Source organism: Vannielia litorea (genome assembly GCF_018424695.1).
Classification (GTDB): domain Bacteria; phylum Pseudomonadota; class Alphaproteobacteria; order Rhodobacterales; family Rhodobacteraceae; genus Vannielia; species Vannielia litorea_A.
This window is the reverse complement of sequence record NZ_QTNQ01000015.1, coordinates 17788-35281: the sequence shown is the minus strand read 5'-3', so window position 1 is coordinate 35281 and position 17494 is coordinate 17788. Positions and strand designations below refer to the sequence as shown.

Annotated in this window: 18 protein-coding genes and 1 pseudogene; 7 read left to right on the top strand and 12 right to left on the bottom strand. The window is 66.7% G+C overall.

Features of this window, described 5'->3' with window-relative positions:
* The first annotated feature begins 3 nt into the window (after positions 1-3).
* The 3 genes from rsmI to gshB all read left to right on the top strand — a co-directional run bounded on the left by rsmI (position 4) and on the right by gshB (position 2290).
* Positions 4-894 (top strand): 16S rRNA (cytidine(1402)-2'-O)-methyltransferase, encoded by an 891-nt coding sequence (rsmI, locus tag DYI42_RS07695; protein WP_213545349.1) that lies wholly within the window; start codon positions 4-6, stop codon positions 892-894.
* Positions 894-1283, top strand: a complete 390-nt coding sequence (locus tag DYI42_RS07690; RefSeq protein WP_213545348.1) for a YraN family protein — start codon at positions 894-896, stop codon at positions 1281-1283. The genes rsmI and DYI42_RS07690 overlap by 1 nt, the downstream gene beginning before the upstream one ends.
* A 62-nt stretch (positions 1284-1345) precedes the next feature.
* Entirely contained in the window at positions 1346-2290 is a 945-nt protein-coding gene (gene gshB, locus DYI42_RS07685; RefSeq protein ID WP_213545347.1) for a glutathione synthase, read from the top strand.
* 49 nt (positions 2291-2339) lie between these two features.
* Here the strand turns inward: gshB and DYI42_RS07680 are convergent, their stop codons facing one another.
* Genes DYI42_RS07680 through clpS form a run of 3 tightly spaced genes read right to left on the bottom strand, consistent with a single transcriptional unit; the run spans position 2340 to position 4533 of the window.
* Entirely contained in the window at positions 2340-3155 is an 816-nt protein-coding gene (locus DYI42_RS07680; RefSeq protein ID WP_213545346.1) for an SDR family NAD(P)-dependent oxidoreductase, read from the bottom strand.
* A gap of 42 nt (positions 3156-3197) precedes the next feature.
* Positions 3198-4166 (bottom strand): class I SAM-dependent methyltransferase, encoded by a 969-nt coding sequence (locus DYI42_RS07675; protein WP_213545345.1) that lies wholly within the window; start codon positions 4164-4166, stop codon positions 3198-3200.
* A gap of 19 nt (positions 4167-4185) precedes the next feature.
* Positions 4186-4533: an ATP-dependent Clp protease adapter ClpS gene (gene clpS / locus DYI42_RS07670; protein ID WP_213545344.1), complete on the bottom strand. Its 348-nt coding sequence runs from the start codon at positions 4531-4533 to the stop codon at positions 4186-4188.
* Between the two features lie 99 nt (positions 4534-4632).
* On the opposite strand from clpS, the gene DYI42_RS07665 reads away from it, so the two are divergent.
* Together DYI42_RS07665 and DYI42_RS07660 are read left to right on the top strand one after the other, a co-directional pair.
* A complete protein-coding gene (locus DYI42_RS07665) occupies positions 4633-5340 on the top strand; it encodes an HAD family hydrolase (RefSeq protein ID WP_213545343.1) in 708 nt (235 codons plus the stop codon).
* Positions 5341-5631: 291 nt separating this feature from the next.
* Positions 5632-7344: a D-alanyl-D-alanine carboxypeptidase family protein gene (locus DYI42_RS07660; RefSeq protein ID WP_213545378.1), complete on the top strand. Its 1713-nt coding sequence runs from the start codon at positions 5632-5634 to the stop codon at positions 7342-7344.
* A 96-nt stretch (positions 7345-7440) separates the two neighbouring features.
* Here DYI42_RS07660 and ccoS read toward each other — a convergent pair whose 3' ends face one another.
* The 5 genes from ccoS to DYI42_RS07635 form a co-directional block, all read right to left on the bottom strand.
* Positions 7441-7599 carry a cbb3-type cytochrome oxidase assembly protein CcoS gene (gene ccoS, locus DYI42_RS07655; RefSeq protein WP_213545342.1) on the bottom strand — a complete coding sequence of 53 codons (159 nt, stop codon included), beginning with the start codon at positions 7597-7599 and terminating at the stop codon, positions 7441-7443.
* A complete protein-coding gene (locus DYI42_RS07650; RefSeq protein ID WP_213545341.1) occupies positions 7599-9773 on the bottom strand; it encodes a heavy metal translocating P-type ATPase in 2175 nt (724 codons plus the stop codon). Before DYI42_RS07650 ends, ccoS begins: the two co-directional genes overlap by 1 nt.
* A gap of 16 nt (positions 9774-9789) precedes the next feature.
* Positions 9790-10242 (bottom strand): FixH family protein, encoded by a 453-nt coding sequence (locus DYI42_RS07645; RefSeq protein ID WP_213545340.1) that lies wholly within the window; start codon positions 10240-10242, stop codon positions 9790-9792.
* Positions 10243-10244: 2 nt separating this feature from the next.
* A complete protein-coding gene (ccoG, locus tag DYI42_RS07640) occupies positions 10245-11684 on the bottom strand; it encodes a cytochrome c oxidase accessory protein CcoG (RefSeq protein ID WP_213545339.1) in 1440 nt (479 codons plus the stop codon).
* 288 nt (positions 11685-11972) lie between these two features.
* Positions 11973-12854, bottom strand: a complete 882-nt coding sequence (locus DYI42_RS07635) for a LysR family transcriptional regulator (protein ID WP_213545338.1) — start codon at positions 12852-12854, stop codon at positions 11973-11975.
* Between the two features lie 98 nt (positions 12855-12952).
* Here DYI42_RS07635 and DYI42_RS24460 point away from each other — a divergent pair, with 98 nt between their 5' ends.
* Positions 12953-13081, top strand: a complete 129-nt coding sequence (locus DYI42_RS24460; protein WP_274608803.1) for a hypothetical protein — start codon at positions 12953-12955, stop codon at positions 13079-13081.
* Between the two features lie 146 nt (positions 13082-13227).
* Positions 13228-13860, top strand: a pseudogene (locus DYI42_RS07630) (ZinT family metal-binding protein).
* Between the two features lie 64 nt (positions 13861-13924).
* Here DYI42_RS07630 and ccoP read toward each other — a convergent pair.
* Genes ccoP through ccoN form a run of 4 tightly spaced genes read right to left on the bottom strand, consistent with a single transcriptional unit; the run spans position 13925 to position 17384 of the window.
* Positions 13925-14824 carry a cytochrome-c oxidase, cbb3-type subunit III gene (ccoP, locus tag DYI42_RS07625; protein WP_213545337.1) on the bottom strand — a complete coding sequence of 300 codons (900 nt, stop codon included), beginning with the start codon at positions 14822-14824 and terminating at the stop codon, positions 13925-13927.
* Positions 14821-15012 (bottom strand): cbb3-type cytochrome c oxidase subunit 3, encoded by a 192-nt coding sequence (locus tag DYI42_RS07620; protein ID WP_213545336.1) that lies wholly within the window; start codon positions 15010-15012, stop codon positions 14821-14823. The genes ccoP and DYI42_RS07620 overlap by 4 nt, the downstream gene beginning before the upstream one ends.
* 15 nt (positions 15013-15027) lie before the next feature.
* The gene (ccoO, locus tag DYI42_RS07615; protein WP_213545335.1) at positions 15028-15756 is read right to left on the bottom strand and encodes a cytochrome-c oxidase, cbb3-type subunit II; all 729 of its coding nucleotides are present in this window, start codon (positions 15754-15756) and stop codon (positions 15028-15030) included.
* Positions 15757-15770: 14 nt separating this feature from the next.
* Positions 15771-17384, bottom strand: a complete 1614-nt coding sequence (gene ccoN, locus DYI42_RS07610) for a cytochrome-c oxidase, cbb3-type subunit I (protein ID WP_213545334.1) — start codon at positions 17382-17384, stop codon at positions 15771-15773.
* Between the last annotated feature and the right edge of the window lie 110 nt (positions 17385-17494).

Below are 17494 nucleotides of genomic sequence, written 5' to 3'. Positions count from 1 at the left end.
TAAATGTCTGAGCCTTCGGGCGGAACCCCCTGGCGCAAGACCCCGCTCGCCGCCGGGCTCTACTTTGTCGCCACACCCATCGGCTCGGCCCGGGATATCACCCTGCGCGCGCTCGATGTGCTGGCCTCCGCCGATGTGATCGCGGCGGAAGATACCAGAACCGCCCGCAAGCTGCTGGAGCTTCACGGCGTGCCGCTCGCCGGGCGCCGGGTGATCGCCCATCACGACCATTCTTCGGCCTCCGCGCGCAACGGCCTGCTGAAACTGGCCGCCGAAGGCGCCTCGGTGGCCTATGTCAGCGAGGCGGGCTCGCCGCTGGTGGCAGATCCGGGGTTCGAACTGGGCCGCGAAGCCGCCGCGCGGGGCATCCCCACCACCACCGCGCCCGGCCCCTCGGCGGCCATCGCGGCGCTCACGCTCTCCGGGCTGCCCTCCGACAGGTTCACCTTTGCAGGCTTCCCTCCCGCCTCCGGCGGGGCGCGGAAACGCTTCGTCGAAGAGGTGTCGGCGCTGCACTCCACCGTCATCCTCTTCGAATCGCCCAAACGCATAAACGCTTTGCTAACCCTTCTCCGCGATACTGCCGGAAGCACCCGCCCCGCCGCGCTCGCCCGCGAACTCACCAAGAAGTTCGAGGAGGTGCGCCGCGGCACGCTTGCGGAGCTTTGCACCTCGGTGGAGGCCGATCCACCGCGTGGCGAGATCGTGCTGGTGATCGGCCGCGCCGCGCAGGCCGAGGCCGATCCCGAGGCCATCGACGGCGCGCTGCGCGAGGCCTTGGGGCGGCTCAGGGTGAAGGAGGCCGCCGCAGAGGTGGCCGCTGCCTTCGGGCAGCCCAAGAGAGAGATGTACCAGCGCGCACTTGCGCTGACCGGCCGCGATGGAGATGCCTGATGCCCTTCGATTTTGCGCCAAGCCCGGCCCGCCGCGCCCGTGGGCGCCGCAGCTACCACGCGGGCCTCATGGCCGAAGACTCCGTCGCCCGTGACTACGAGGCGTGCGGCGGGCGCGTGACCGAGCGGCGCTGGCGCGGCGAGGGCGGCGAGATCGACCTCGTGGTGGAGTCACCCGATACAGTCGTCTTCGTCGAGGTGAAGCAGAGCCGCACCTTCGACATGGCCGCCGAGGCCGTGACGCCGCAGCAGGTGGCGCGCATCATGGCCGCCGCCTCCGAATACGTCGGCCGCTACCCCACCGCGCTCTCCACCCCCATGCGCTTTGACCTCGCCCTGGTGAATGCGCAGGGTGAGGTGCGCATTCTCGAAGGGGCGCTCACCGCCTGAGCCGTTGCAACTCCCCGCCTGCTCCGCCATGACAGAAGAGCAGACAACAAGAGGGATGCGCGATGAAGGTCGCCTTTCAGATGGATCCGATCGGCGCTGTCGATATCAACGCCGACAGCAGCTTTCGCCTTGCCGAAGAGGCGCAGGCCCGCGGCTGGGAGCTGTTCTACTACACACCCGACAAGCTGACCTGGAAGGAAGGCCGCGTGGTGGCGCAGGGCTGGCCGCTGGAGTTGCGCCGGGTGCAGGGAGATCATTTCACCCTGGGGGCGCCGCTGGAGATCCAGCTGGCGGAGATGGATGTGGTCTGGCTCCGTCAGGACCCGCCCTTCGACATGGGCTATATCACCACCACCCACATCCTTGAGCAGATCGGGGGCAAGACGCTGGTGGTGAATGACCCCTTCTGGGTGCGCAACAGCCCCGAGAAGCTCCTCGTGCTGAACTTCCCCGATCTGACGCCCCCCACCACCATCGCCCGCGACCTCGACGCGCTGAAGGCCTTCAAGGCGGAACATGGAGACATCATCGTCAAGCCGCTCTACGGCAACGGCGGCGCCGGTGTCTTCCGCCTCGGCCCGGACGACCGCAACCTTGCTTCGCTGCACGAGCTCTTCACCGGCATCAACCGCGAGCCGCTCATCGCCCAGAAATTCCTGCCCGCCGTCTCCAAGGGCGACAAACGGGTGATTCTCGTCGATGGCGACCCAGTGGGCGCGATCAACCGCGTGCCGCTTGAGGGAGAGACCCGCTCCAACATGCACGTCGGCGGCAAGCCGGTGAAGGTGGAACTTACCGAGCGCGACCGCGAGATCTGCGCCCGCATCGGCCCGCTCCTGCGTGAGCGCGGGCAGGTCTTTGTCGGGATCGACGTGATCGGCGACTGGCTGACCGAGATCAACGTGACCTCGCCCACCGGCATCCAGGAACTGGAGCGCTTCGACGGCATCAATGTCGCCGGTGCCATCTGGGACGCCATCGACCGCCGGATCGCTGCGCGCGGCTGAGGCCCGAGCCACGATTTTTCGTACGAAAAATCGTTTCCCGTCCGGCGCGTCAGTGTGCCGGGGCGCCCACAGGGTCCAGCAGCGAGCGTCCGCCGTCCATCGTCACCACCTGACCGGTCAGGAATCCAGCGCCCTGCGACGCAAGGAACTGCACCACCTCGGCCACCTCGGAGGGCTGAGCAATGCGGCCCATCGGCGTGTGTTCCACGATGTCTTCGCGGTAGCCCTCGTGCTCGTTCACCGCCTTGTTCAGCGAGGTCGTCAGCACCGAGCCGAAGCTCACCGCGTTCACCCTGATCCGCTCCGGCGCCAGCGCCACCGCCATGGAGCGCGTCATCTGGTCGAGCGCGGCGGTCGAAACCGAATAGGCCAGAAGCCGCGGGTGGGTGCGCCGGGCGGCGATCGAGCTGAGGTTGATCACACAGCCCCGCTCGCCGTCGGTCTCCTCGGCTTCGGCCTCGGCCTGCTTCGCGAAGCGCTTGGCGACAAGCTGGGTCATCCGCAGCGAGGTCATCAGGTTCTGCTGAATCAACTCCTCCACGGCATCCTCGTCCGGATCGCCGGGATCGGAGGGCAGCACCACGCGGTAGGCATTCACCAGCACATCCACCCGGTCGAAGGCGTCGATCGCCGCCGAAAGCAGGTTGGCCTGGCACAGCCGCTGGCGCAGGTCGCCGGCAAAGTAGCGCAACCGGCTGCCCTCGGCCTCGGCCTCGGAGGCAAACTCCTCGGCCAGCCGCTTGTCATTGTTGTCGGCGGCCATCACATTGGCTCCATGCGCGGCGAAATGCCGGGCAATCGCAAGGCCCAACCCATGGCTCGCGCCGGTGACGATGCAGCTCTTGCCCTTGATCGAAAAGCTCATGTGGGTTCCCTCATCACGGCCAATGGGGCCGCAGCTTAGTGGTTATCTGCGCGCTTGGCGAGCGGGCCGCGCGGCGCTGAAGAGCTTGAAACGGGTGTCGCCGCCAATCTCGCTGACCTCGCCGAAATGCCCGGCAAGGGCGGCCTCATAGGGCAAATGCCGGTTGGCCACCATCCATAGCTTGCCCGACGGCTTCAGTGACGCGGCGGCAGAGGCGATGAAGGCGGTGCCAAGCGCCGGATCGGCGGCGCGCGCCGGGTGGAAGGGCGGGTTCATCACCACGTGGTCCACCGGCTCGGCCAGCGGCTGCGTGGCATCGCCCCAGGTGAAGCGCGCACGGGCGTCGGTCACATTCACCCGGGCGGCCTCCAGCGCGGCCCATTCGGCCTCCACCAGCTCCACCGCCGTAACGCCCTCGCGTTTCAAGACGGCGGCGGCCAGAAAGCCCCAGCCCGCGCCCAGATCAGCCACCCGGCCCTTCATCTGCGCGGGGAGGGCTCCCGCCAGCAGCTCAGAGCCCGCATCCGGCCCGTCCGCCGAGAACACGCCTGGCGCCGTCACCCAGCCGCCCTCGGCTGCGCTCACATCCGGCAGCCGCCAGCTTGAGAAATCGCCGTCGGTGACGGCAAACACCTTGCCATGCGCCTTGGAAAAGGCCGCCGAGGCCTCGCCCTGCTTGCGCGCAGCCTTCCACAGGCTCTCCACGCCGTCGGTTTTGGCCCCGTCCACCAGCACCGGGCCGCCGAGTGCTGCGGCCTGCGCCAGCAAGTCCCGCGCCAGCGCCTTGGCGCGCGGCACGCAAACCACGGCGCCCGCGTAATCACCTTCCGGCGCGCGGGCCACGGGCAGGCCACGGGCCTCCCATGCGGCGAAATCGGGGTAGAACCCGGTGATCACCTCGGCGCCCTCAGGCAGCCAAGCCTCGCACGCGCCGGGCCGAAACACTGCGATCCGCCCCTCGGGCAGGGTGACTGCGCCCGCTTCGAGCGCCATCTTCAATCGGGAAGTCATCGCGGGGAGGGCCGTGGCCCTACTCCTTTTCCATGGTGCATTGCAGCGGGTGCTGGTGCCGCCGGGCAAAGTCCATCACCTGCGCCACCTTGGTTTCGGCCACCTCGTGGCTGAACACGCCGACCACGGCAAGCCCCTTCTTGTGCACCGCCAGCATGATCTCGAAGGCCTGCGCATGGGTCATGTTGAAGAACCGCTCCAACACATGGACCACGAATTCCATCGGCGTGTAATCGTCGTTCAGAAGCAGCACCTTGTACATCGGCGGCTTCTTCGTCTTGGGCTTCGTCTTCAGCGCAATCGCCGGATCGCCGCCGATGGCGTCGTCTTCGTCGTCTTGCGACATGGTGATGGGCTCAAGGCGCATGGCGCTCCGGTGTCTTGGTGTGGTGCAAGGGATATCGGGGCCGTTATATATGGCCAGAACCCGCCCTGAAAAGGGTGCGCACCGTGAGAAACACGCAAAATGCCCGGCACAACGTCGCAGACACTCCGCACCATTGGCTTCGATGCCGATGATACGCTTTGGCACAACGAGCGCTTCTTCCAGCTCACCCAGGAGAGATTCGCCGAGCTGCTGGGTGATTTCGCCGCGCCCGAACATCTCGACGCCCGGCTGCTGGAGGCCGAGCGGCGCAACATCGGGCACTACGGATTCGGCATCAAGGGCTTCATGCTGTCGATGATCGAAACCGCGCTGGAGGTCACCGAGCACCGGGTGCCGGGCGAGGTGATCGGCCAGATCCTCGCTTCCGGGCAGGAGATGCTCTCGCACCCGATAGAGCTGCTCCCGCACGCACGTGCCGCGGTCGAGGCGCTGGCAGGCACCCACCGGATCGCCCTCATCACCAAGGGCGATCTGCTGGATCAGGAGCGCAAGCTGGCGCAATCGGGCCTCGGTGATCTCTTCGATGCCGTCGAGATCGTCAGCCACAAGACACCGGAAACCTATGCGCGAATCTTCGCGGGGCACGGCGCGGGCCAGGCGATGATGGTGGGGAACTCTATGAAATCCGATGTTCTTCCCGCGCTCGACACCGGGGCCTGGGGCGTTTTCGTGCCGCACGAGATGGCTTGGGCGCTGGAGCACGCCGAGCCGCCAAAGGCGCAATCCCGCTTCCGCGAAATTTCAGACTTGGGCGAACTTCCGGCGCTGGTCGCCGAGATCGGATAGTGCATCTAGCGGAGTGGCCCCAATCGGCACGCTAGATGTTGCGCATGTGGCATCGCTGCAACCTTAAAAAGCCACTAAAATGCCCTGTTTTCGCACGAAAATTCCTGTGCTAGCGTGGTATCAAATCAATACAAAAATTGCCGACCGGAAAAATCCGGCGGCCTGAGGCAGTAAAAGGCAAGCGACGTGAGCACGCTCTCCCACAGGGGCCGTTTTGGCCTCCTTATCGGACTATTCCTGATCACGCTTCTGGGCATTTCGCTGCGCGCTGGCGCGGCGCCCTACGCAGCCATGGTGATCGACGCACGCACCGGCGAGGTGCTGCACTCTCGCAATGCAGACACGCGGCTTCACCCCGCGTCTCTGACCAAGATGATGACCCTCTACGTGGCCTTCCAGGCCGTGGAGCACGGCGAGCTGACGCTCGATACCCCCATCCTCATCTCCAAGAAGGCCGCCGCAGAGCCGCCCTCGAAGATCGGCCTCAAATCGGGCCAGCGCGTGGCGCTGCGCTACCTGATCCGCGCGGCCTCGGTGAAGTCGGCCAATGATGCCGCCACCGCCATCGGCGAGGGGATCTCGGGCTCCGAAGCTGCCTTCGCCCGCCGGATGAACCGCACCGCCGCCGCGCTGGGCATGTCGCGCACCACCTTCAAAAACGCCCACGGCCTCACCGAATCGGGCCACCTGTCGACCGCCTCCGACATGACAACGCTGGGCCGCCACCTGTTTTACGACTACCCCGAGTACTACAACCTGTTCTCGCGGATGAGCACCTCGACCATGGGCAAGACGGTGCACAACACCAACCGCCGCCTGCTGGCCGCCTACAAGGGCGCCGACGGCATCAAGACGGGCTACACCCGCGCCGCCGGCTTCAACCTCGTGGCTTCCGCCGAGCGCGGTAACGAGCGCATCATCGCAACCGTCTTCGGCGGGCGGAGCTCGGCCACGCGCAACGCCAAGGTGGCGGAACTGCTCGATCTGGGCTTCCGCCGCGCGCCCACCCGCGTGGCCACGCGCAAGCCCTCCAAGCCCGCCTACACCCCCAATGACAACGGCCCCGCGCCTGTCATGACGGCTCAGCTCGAGTCGCCCACGCCCGCGCCCAAGACCGGCGAAGGCATCTACAAGGGCAAGACGATTCGCGTCAGCGGCACCGTGGCCAAGTCTCTCCGGCCGCGCCGCCGCCCGGGCAGCGAGCCCGCTGCGCCGGCCACGGACGCCGCAGACGAGCTGCTGCTCGCCGCGCTCTCCGAAGAGATCGATTCGGCCGTCGCCGCCGTGGTCAACGAGGCCGTGGCAGAGGCCGTGCCTGCGCAGCCCGCCGCAGAAGAGGTGGCCAAGCTGGCCAGCGCCGCGCCCGCCGCCGACCTTGAGAACGAAGCGCAAGTGGCCGAGGCCCTCGCCGAGCTGAAGGATGCGCCCGTCAAGGATGGCGAGGCGGGCGAGACGCTCACGCTCGCCTCCGTCAGCCCCGTCGCGCGCCCCGTGGTGGATGCCGATGTCGAAGAGGTGCCGGGCTCCGCGGGTGATCTGGAGATGGCCGTGGCCGAAGAGCCGGGCGGCTTCACCGCCGCCGGTGGCCCCGCCATCTCGTCCGCGCTCCTGCCCAAGCCGCGCCCGGTGCGCACGGCCCGCCCCGCACCCGAGGGCGTGCAGCTGGCCTCTGCCGAGGCGGCCCCCGCCGCGCTCGCAGCAGCCCCGGCCCGCATCCAGCCGGAAGAGCCGGTTGTCATCACACGCACCTCCACCTCCGGCGGCAAGCTCTGGGCGATCTCGCTGGGCAAGTATCCGTCGCGTTTCTCCGCCGAGAAGGTGCTGCTGAAGACGGCCCTGAAAGAGATGGAAACGCTCGATGGTTCGCTGCGCAAGGTGAACAACCGCAAAGGCGGCTTCGAGGCGATCTTCGTCGGCCTCTCCGCCAACAAGGCCAGGCTCGCCTGCGCCCGCCTGGAGGCGCGCGGCACCACCTGCACCGCGCTCGAGCCCGGCCAGGGCTGAGGCTCACAAGAGATAACGAGGGACGCGCCCGGTGGAGTGATCCGCCGGGCGCAAATCATTCCGGGCCAACGAATTTTCGTACGAAAATTCTGGGTGCTACGGCCTCGGCTGGTCGTCCCACTCGTCCGAGAGGATGCGGCGGCTGTCGCCCTCCGGGTCGTCGAACTGGCGGCTCTTCACGGCCCACCAAAAGGCCCCGAGGCCAAGGCCGCCGAGAATCAGAGAGATCGGGATGAGGTAGACGAGAATTTCCATTACCGCAGCCTCAGCGCGTTGAGCGAAACGGTGATCGAGCTGGCCGACATCGCCAACGCCGCCACCAGCGGCGTGGCCATCCCGGCCACCGCCAGCGGCACCGCGATGACGTTGTAGGCCGTGGCAATCTGGAAGTTCTCGCGGATGCGCCGCACGGCTTTGCGCGACATGGTCACAGCATCGGCCACCGGCGCCACGCTCTCGCCCAGCAGCACGATGTCCGAGGCCACGCGGGCCGCATCCAGCGCGGTGGCGGGGCTCACGCTGGCATGGGCGGCGGCCAGCGCGGCGGTGTCGTTCAGCCCGTCGCCCACCATCAGCACCTTCGCGCCCCCGGCCTGCAACGCCTCCACCCGCGCCGCCTTCTCGGCGGGCAGCACGCCTGCGCGGAAGGTCTCTATGCCAAGCGCGCCAGCAAAGCGGGCCACCGCCCCCGGCGCATCGCCCGAGAGCAGCTCAACCTGGCACCCTGCCGCCTTCAGCGCCGCCACGGCCTCCGCCGCGCCCGGGCGCAGCCGGTCGGCGAAGGTGAAGGCCACCGGCGCCGCCCCGTCGACCGAAAGCCAAGTCGCCGTCTCTTCGCCCGCCTCGGCGCCAACCCATTCCGCCCGGCCCAGCCGCAGCACCCTGCCCTCGGCCATCGCCTCGGTGCCATAGCCCGGCACCTCGCGCAGGCCCTCTACCGGCAGCGGCAGCACCCCCTCTGCTCGCAGCGCGCCGGTCAGCGCCACCGCCAGCGGGTGGCCCGAGCCCATGGCGAGTGACAGCGCGGCGCGCCTGGCCGCCTCGGGCACATCGCCCAGGTTCACCGGTTCCGGCGTGCCCATCGTCAGCGTGCCGGTCTTGTCGAACACCACGTGGCTCACCTCCGCCAGCCGCTCCAGCGCCGTGCCGTCCTTGATGAGCAGCCCCTTGCGGAAGAGCTTGCCCGAAGCGGCGGTGACCACCGCAGGCACCGCGAGGCCCAGCGCGCAGGGGCAGGTGATGATCAGCACGGCGGCGGCGATGTTCAGCGCCACCCGCGCATCCATCGTCGCCACGAACCAGCCGATCCCCGCCAGCGCCGAGAGGATATGCACCCCCGGCGCATAAAGCCCCGCCGCCCGGTCGGCGAGCGAGGTGTATTTGTTCTTCGCGCTCTCCGCGACGGCCACGAGGTCAGCCATGCGGTGCAGCGAGCTGTCCTTGCCCGCCGCCGTCACCCGCACGGTGAGCGGGCCCGTCAGGTTCACCTCGCCCGCGCTCACCACCTGGCCCACCGCGGCGGCGACGGGGCGCGTTTCGCCCGTCAGCAGGGCGCGGTCCAACTCGCTCGTGCCCTCCACGATCACCCCGTCCACCGGCATCCGCCCGCCGGGGCGCACCAGCACCATGTCGCCCGGTGCCAGCTCGCCCACAGCCACCACCTCCTCCGCGCCGCCCGCCAGTCGCACCGCGCGGGGCACCTCCAGCGCCGCCAGTTCCTCGGCGGCAGAGCGCGCCACGGCCCGCGTGCGATAGTCGAGATACCGCCCCGCCAGCAGGAAGAAGGTGAGCGACAGCGCCGCGTCGAAATAGGCATGCGCGCCCGAATGGATCGTCTCGTAAAGCGAGGTGCCCAGCGCCATCAGGATCGCCAGCGTGATCGGCACGTCCATGTTCAGCCGCCGAGCGCGCAGCGCCACGGCAGCTGAGGCAAAGAAGGGCCGCCCGGCAAATCCCACGGCGGGGAAGGCGATGGCCGCGCTGATCCAGTGAAACAGGTCGCGCGTCGCCCCCTCGGCCCCGCTCCAGACGGCGACGGAGAGGAGCATCACGTTCATCATCGCAAAGCCGGCCACGGCGAGGCGCATCAGCAGGTCGCGGCCCGCCCGGTCCGCCTCGGTGCTGCTCAGCAGGCCCGCGTCCAGTTCCTGCGCCTTGAAGCCTGCCGCCACGAGTGCGGCCACCAGAGCGCCGGGCTCCACCGCCTCTTCGGCCTCCACCGTGGCGCGCTTCAGCGTCAGGTTCACCCGCGCCGAGGCTACGCCCGGCTGCGCGGCCAGCACGCGCTCGACCCCGCTGATACAGGCGGCACAATGGATCTCGGGCAAGGAGAGCAGCAGTTCCTTTTCCGCCGCGCCGCCTGCGGCCACCTCACCCACGCCGGGCAGTGCTGCGCAGGCGGGACAGGCCGCCAGGCCGCCGCGTTCCACGCTGCCATCCACCGCCTCAGCCCTTCACCGTGAGGATAAGGCGCTGCTCGAAGGGCGTGCCATCCACCGCCTGTGCCGTCACCCGAATCTCCCAGCGCCCTCGCGCCAGCTCCAGAGGGGCCACAAAGCGGCTGCCGTCATACGTGAACTCCGGCGACACGTCGTGCTGCCGCTCCGTGGTGCGCCCCACCATGGCCGCAAAGCCCTCCACCAGCGCGGGCCGTCCCTCGGGGCCTGTCACCGCAATCGCCAGCTCGCCCCCCTCGTAGCTCGGCGCCACCGTCCAGCCCAGCGCCTCCTGCGCCTTGCGCTTGCGGTCAAACTCCTGGCTGGCGACGTAAGAGTTTTTCACCTCCAGCCCGGGGAAGGTGCTCACCGCCTTGTAGGCCATCACGAGGTTGACCCCGATGATGACAGCAAAGGCGCTGGCCGTCACCGCAAACACCTGCTTTCCGGTTATCTCACCCATGGTTATGACCCTTCTCCAGTGCCCGTCCCGTTGAACGTGCTGTCCTTGTATACCCTGTCACCGTTGCTCAAGTCTTCCACCCAGAAGCGGAAATCGGTGAGGTCGCCCTCGGCAGCCTCCGAGCCTGCGGGCGCCAGCACATGCACCCGCTGCAGCATGGTCTCATCCGCCGGCGCCATGACCGAGCCATAGGGCGTGCCCTCGATGCTCAGGCGCAGCGCAGGGTTGCCGGTGATCGCAATGCCAAAGCGCCGGTCTTCGCCATGCTTGTTCCGCAGCCGCAGCTCGTAGGTGTTGCGGATCGTGCCATCCGACATGGTCACATAAACCGGGTTGCGCACCGGGGCGACCGTCAGGCTGATATCGTCGCGGATGAAGAGCGCCACCACCAGACCGATGCCCACAAGCGCCCAGAGCGCGGTGTAAAGCATGGTCCGGGGGCGGAAAATGTGGTGCTTCCACACGCTCTTTGGTTTGTTGCCCGCCGTTTCATGTGCCTCGTCGCTGATCGCGAGATAGCCCACCAGCCCGCGCGGGCGGTCCAGCTTGTCCATCACCTCGTCGCAGGCGTCGATGCACAGCCCGCAGGTGATGCACTCCATCTGCTGCCCGTTGCGAATGTCGATCCCCATCGGGCAGACGTTCACGCAGGCCATGCAGTCGATGCAGTCTCCGGCGTTGGGGTCACGCGCCTTGCCGCGCGGCTCGCCGCGCCAGTCGCGGTAACCGATGGTCAGCGTGTTCTCGTCCATCATTGCGCCTTGGATGCGCGGCCAGGGGCACATGTAGATGCAGACCTGCTCGCGCATGAACCCGCCGAAGACAAAGGTGGTGGCCGTCAGCACGGCGATCGTGGTGTAGGCCACCGGGTGGGCATTCAGCGTGAAGAGGTCGCGCAGCAGCGTCGGCGCATCGGTGAAGTAAAACACCCACGCCCCGCCCGTCGCCATGGCGATGAGCAGCCAGGCAAGCCACTTGGTGGCCCGCAGCCGCGCCTTGCGGAAATCGAGCTTCTTCTGCCGATGCAGCCGCAGCCGCGCGTTGCGATCCCCTTCGATCCAGCGCTCGACTAGAATGTAAAGGTCCGTCCACACCGTCTGCGGGCAGGCATAGCCGCACCACACTCGGCCCAGCGCCGAAGTGAAGAGAAAAAGGCCCAACCCGGCCATGATGAGCAGGCCCGCGATGAAGTAGAATTCATGCGGCCAGATCTCGATCCAGAAAAAGAAGAAGCGGCGGTTGGCGAGGTCCACCAGCACGGCCTGGTCGGGCAGGTTGGGCCCCCGGTCCCAGCGCAGCCAGGGCGTGACGTAGTAGATGCCGAGGGTCACGATCATGATGACCCACTTGAGGTTCCGGAAATTGCCCTTCACCCGCCGGGGAAAGATCGGCTCACGGGCCGCATAAAGGCTCTGTGGCTCTTCAGGTTCGGTGGTACTCACGACTCACGCCCTTTCGCGCATATATCTCGGATTGTGAATGTCATGTCGTGGGCTGGCCATCCTTGACCTGAATCAAAAGATGACTCTCCCCTACGGTTTATGCGCGCGGTCTGAACTGGGGTTTAAATGCACTTGGCCCCGACCCTTCCAAGGAAACGCGCGAACAGGAAGGAGGGCCGGGGCCTATCCGGTCTAGCCGGAAGTGCGGAGCCCTGGCGGAAGGGAGGGTGCCTTGGCTCGCTATGTCTCCCTTATAGCCCCCGCCCGACTCGCGAACATTGATCTGGGTCAACCCTGCCGGTTTTTTTGCGCGCGCAGCCATTTTCTGAACTTCTCCGCAGGCGGGCGCAGCGGGCCGGGCCGGGTGACGATGTGGTAGCCCTCCGCAACCGGCCCGCGGCTGAACAGCACCCTGAGCGTGCCCGCCGCGATATCTTCCTCGATCAGCGCGCGCGTGGTGGCCGCCACGCCTTCGCCCCGGCGGGCCGCATCCAGCAGGAAGTTACCGGGCAGGTGGCTGTGTAACTTGGCCCGCGCCTCCGTCACCCCCTGGCTCTTCAGCCAGTCGTCCACCTCGTTCGTGCCCACCTCCTGAAGCCACGGCAGCGCCAGCAGGTCTTCGGCGTGCTCGATGGCGCGGCCCTCCAGAAGCTCCGGCGCGGCCACGATCACCAGATCGGACGGGATGAGCATTTCCACCTCCACCCCCGGCCAGTCGCCCTTGCCGTGGCGCACGGCAATGTCCACGCCGCCCGGGGAGAGCGTGGCAAGCTGGGGCGAGGGGTTCAGCATGATCTCCACCTCCGGAAAGCGCTGGCGAAAGCCCGCCAGCCGGGGCATCAGCCAATGCGCGGCGAACATCGGCGTGGTGGTAATCTGCACCGGCCGCCCCTCGCCCTGGCCGGTGATCCGCGCCACCGCGTCCCCGATCAGCGCAAAGCCGCCGGTCACCGCCGCGCCTAGCTCTTCGCCCGCCTCCGTCAAGCGCACGCTCCGGCCCCGCCGCTCCACCAGCGCCACGCCAAGGTGGCCTTCCAGCGCGCGGATTTGCTGGCTGATGGCCGCATGAGTCACCCCAAGGGCCTCGCCCGCGGCGGTGACAGAGCCCGCATCGGCCAGGGCGGCAAAGGCCCGCAGCGTGGCGGGCGGGGGGAGGTCACGCAGGTTCATATGTTAGTCCAGCTTACGAGTGTGTTTCTATTATCCTCGCCTTTCCGGCTCAAAAGCGCAATTAAACATGCAGACGTGGCGCAGAAAGGAGGCACGAGATGTTCAAAATTCTTTCAACGGCCCTTTTCACGGCCACCCGGACGACAGAGGGCAAACAGCCCGCCGCGCGTCCGATTTCTCCCTGGCGGCTGACGCTGCCGCGGCTCACCGCGTTCCCCGACGCCTGAAAGGTCAGCCGCAAAGTGGATGGGCCGTTCCGGAAGATCCGGAGCGGCCCTTTTTGTCCTTCCTCATCGGGTTGCGGCGCCATGCGCGCCGGGCTAGGATGGCGACGTTATAATATAACATAACGAATCAACCGGAGAGGACACTCATGCAACCCAACCTCCTCGGCGCCACCTTCGCCGCCCTCCTGATCGCCATGCCCGCCCTTGCCGAAACCAAGCACGCGCACAGCCATGATGCGGAGGCCGAGCAGATCTACAAAGGCTACTTCGAAGACAGCCAGATCGCCGACCGCGCCCTCTCGGACTGGGAGGGCGACTGGCAATCGGTCTACCCGCTGCACACCTCCGGCAAGCTCGACGAGGTGATGGACCACAAGGCCGCGCATGGTGACAAGACCGCGGAAGAATACCGCGCCTATTACGAAACCGGCTACGCCACCGATGTCGACCGGATCGTGATCGAGGGCGATACCGTCACCTTTCACGGCGCCGATGGCCCGGCGCAGGCGCGTTATGCCTACGATGGTTACGAGGTGCTGACCTACGAAAAGGGCAATCGCGGCGTTCGCTTCGTCTTCGCCAAAACCGAGGGGGATGCCGCCGCACCCGCCTACTTCCAGTTTTTCGATCACAAGATCGCCCCCGCGAAGGCCGATCACTACCACCTCTACTGAGGCGATGATCGCGCCGCCCTGCTGGAGGAACTCACGAACTGGCCCACCTACTACCCCTCGTCGCTGACCCCGAACGAGATCGTCCACGAGATGGTGGCCCACTGACACCTGTGCATGAAAAGGGCCGCCCCGGTCTCCCGGAGCGGCCCGAACTTTTTCTGCCGATGGCTTACTCGCTGGCCTCTTCCGCCGGCTCCTCGCCGCCGCCGCGCGTGTGCACATAGGCCGCCACCGCGCGGATCTCGGCTTCGCTCAACCGGGTATTCCAGTTGGGCATCACGCCGAAGCGCGCGTTGTAAACCGACTCCCGCACATCGGCGTAATCGCCGCCGTACAGCCAGATCGCGTCCGACAGGTTCGGCGCGCCTTGCTCCCGGTCGCCCTGTGCATTGTCGCCGTGGCAGGCCGCGCAGTTGTCCTCGAACACCACCTGCCCGGCTTCAACCATCGACGCATCCTGCGGCTCGCCGGAGAGCGACATCACGTAGTTCACCACCTGGTCGATCTCTTCGCTTTCCAGCAGCTCGTCGGTGCCGAAGCGCGGCATCTCAGAGTAGCGGGCCTCGCCTTCCGGGTCGTCCTCGTTGCGGATTCCGTGGGTGATCGTGAAGTGGATCGCCTCCATGTCACCGCCCCAGAGCCAGTCGTCGTCCAGCAGGTTGGGGTAGCCCTTGGCCCCTGCCGCACCGGAGCCGTGGCACTGGGCGCACCAGGTCCGGAAGACGGCGCCGCCAGCGTTCTGGGCAAAGCTGGCCAACTCGGGGTCGCTGTTGATCTCGTTCAGATCGGCGGCCACGAGCTTCTGCCGCATGCCCTCGTTGGCGGCGTCGAAGCTGTCGATCTCGGCCTGCACCTCGGCCCGGGTCGAGTAGCCGAGAACACCCTCGGTTGCCCCCTTCACCAGCGGCCAGGCCGGGTAGGCGATGGTATAGCCGATGCCCCAGACGATGGTGGCGTAGAAGGTCCAGAGCCACCAGCGCGGCATCGGGTTGTCGTATTCCTGGATCCCGTCCCAGCTGTGGCCGGTCGTGGGAATGTCCTTCTCGAGCTTTGTTGGTTTCTTGCTCATTTCTCCGCCTCCTCGAGGCCCGCGCCCGCAGGCGTCTTTTCATTCCGGAAGATCAGGTGGGCGCTCTCCTCGTGGTCTTTCCGCGACCCGGGCCGAAAGGCCCAGACCACGACCCCGAGGAAGAAGACGAACATGGCAAGCAGCACCCAGCTGTCGGCCAGTTCACGCATCCACGAATAGGTATCCATTTCGCGTTCCTCCCCTTACCGGCTCTCGTCGGGCTGGAAGGTGGAGAAATCCACCATCGTGCCCAGCACCTGAAGATAGGCAACCAGAGCGTCCATCTCGGTCAGCTCAGGCTGGCCGTCGAAGTTGCGCACCTGCGCAGAGTCGCCATAGCGCTCGATCAGCCCGTCGTAGTCGCTGTCGGGGTCCGCCTGCGCGGCAAAATCCGCGGCGGCAGCCTCCAGCATCTCGTCGGTGTAGGGCACGCCCACCATCCGATGCGTCGCCATCAGCTCGCCCACGTGTTCACCCTCGATCGGCCGGTCGAGCAGAAAGCCGTAGCTCGGCATCACGCTCTCGGGCACCACGCTCTGCGGGTCGATCAGGTGATCCACGTGCCACTCGTCCGAGTAGCGCCCGCCCACGCGGGCCAGGTCGGGCCCGGTGCGCTTGGAGCCCCACTGGAACGGGTGGTCGTATTTGCTCTCCGCCGCGAGGCTGTAGTGGCCATAGCGCTCCACCTCGTCGCGCATCGGGCGGATCATCTGGCTATGGCACACATAGCAGCCCTCGCGGATGTAGATGTCGCGCCCGGTCAGCTCCAGCGGGCTGTAGGGCCGCACCCCCTCCACATCCTCGATCGTGTTGTCGAGGTAGAAGAGCGGGGCGATCTCCACGATGCCGCCAATGGTGACAACGAGGAAGGAGCCCACCAGCAGAAGCGTGGCGTTGGTTTCAAGGATCTTGTGCTTGTCGAGAAGTGCCATTCTTCCGGCCCCCCTTATTCAGCGGCGACAGCAGCGGCAGTGGCAGGCACACGTGCCTCACCCTTCCGCACTGTCATCCACAGGTTCCAGGCCATGATCAGCGCACCGGCAAGGTAGAGTACCCCGCCCAGAGCCCGGACCACGTACATCGGGAATTTCGCGCTCACCGTGTCGGCGAAGGCGTTCACGAGGAAGCCGTTGGCATCCACCTCGCGCCACATCAGGCCTTCCATGATCCCGGTGACCCACATCGAGGAGGCGTAAAGTACGATCCCGATGGTGGCGAGCCAGAAGTGCCAGTTGACCGCGGGCAGGCTGTAAAGCTTGGCCCGGTTCCACAGGCGCGGCACCAGGAAGTAGAGCGCCCCGAAGGTGATCATCCCGTTCCAGCCGAGCGCACCGGAGTGCACGTGGCCAATGGTCCAGTCGGTGTAGTGGCTGAGGCTGTTGACCGCGCGGATCGACATCATCGGGCCCTCGAAGGTCGACATGCCGTAGAAGCCGATGGAGACGATCATCATCCGGATGATCGGATCGGTGCGCAGCTTGTCCCATGCGCCGCTCAGCGTCATCAGGCCGTTGATCATTCCACCCCAGCTGGGCATCCACAGCACGATGGAAAACACCATGCCAAGGGTCGAGGCCCAGTCAGGCAGCGCGGTGTAGTGCAGGTGGTGCGGACCGGCCCAGATGTAGAGGAAGATCAGCGCCCAGAAGTGGATGATCGACAGCTTGTAGGAGTAGACGGGCCGTTCGGCCTGCTTCGGCACGAAGTAGTACATCATCCCCAGGAAGCCGGCGGTCAGGAAGAAGCCCACCGCGTTGTGGCCATACCACCACTGCGTCATCGCGTCCTGCACGCCCGCGAACACCTGCACCGATTTGGAGCCGAAGAGGCTCACCGGGATGGAGAGGTTGTTGACCACGTGCAGCATCGCAACCGTCACGATGAAGCTCAGGAAGAACCAGTTGGCCACGTAGATGTGCTTTTCCTTCCGGGTCATGATCGTGCCCAGGAAGACGAGCAGGTAGGCCACCCAGACGACCGTCAGCCACCAGTCAACATACCATTCCGGCTCGGCGTATTCCTTCGACTGGGTCGCGCCCAGCAGGTAGCCGGTGGCGGCGAGGATGATGAACAGGTTGTAACCCCAGAAGACGAACCACGCGAGGTTGCCGCCCCAGAGCCGGGCCGCGCTGGTGCGCTGCACGATGTAGAAGCTGGTGGCGATCAGCGCGTTGCCCCCGAAGGCAAAGATCACGGCGCTGGTGTGCAGCGGGCGCAGCCGCCCGAAGTTGCCGATGCCGTCGCCCAGAAGCTGGAAGTTGAGTTGCGGGAAGGCCAGCTGGAAGGCAATGAACGTGCCCACCAGAAAGCCGACTACGCCCCAGAAGGCCGTGGCCACAACGCCGTAGCGCACGACACCGTCCATGTAGCCCTCGGCGTTGACCTCAATGGCCGGTTTTTCCTCCCAGGTGGTGCGCACCGCCCAGATGAACATCCCCGCCGCGATGGCGAAGATGAGGAGCGCGTGCACCATATAGGCCAGATCGCGTGCGTAGTTCGCGGCGATGGCCGCGAGCAGCGCGATCAGGCCGAAAAGCACGATCTTCACATAGTCCCACATGACTCTTTCCTTCTGTGTCCCCACGGAGGCCGCAGCGGGAATCCCCCCGCGAACGGCCTCCGAATTGCCCGCAAACTCTTCGTTATCGGCGTGAGCGTCCTTGATTCAGG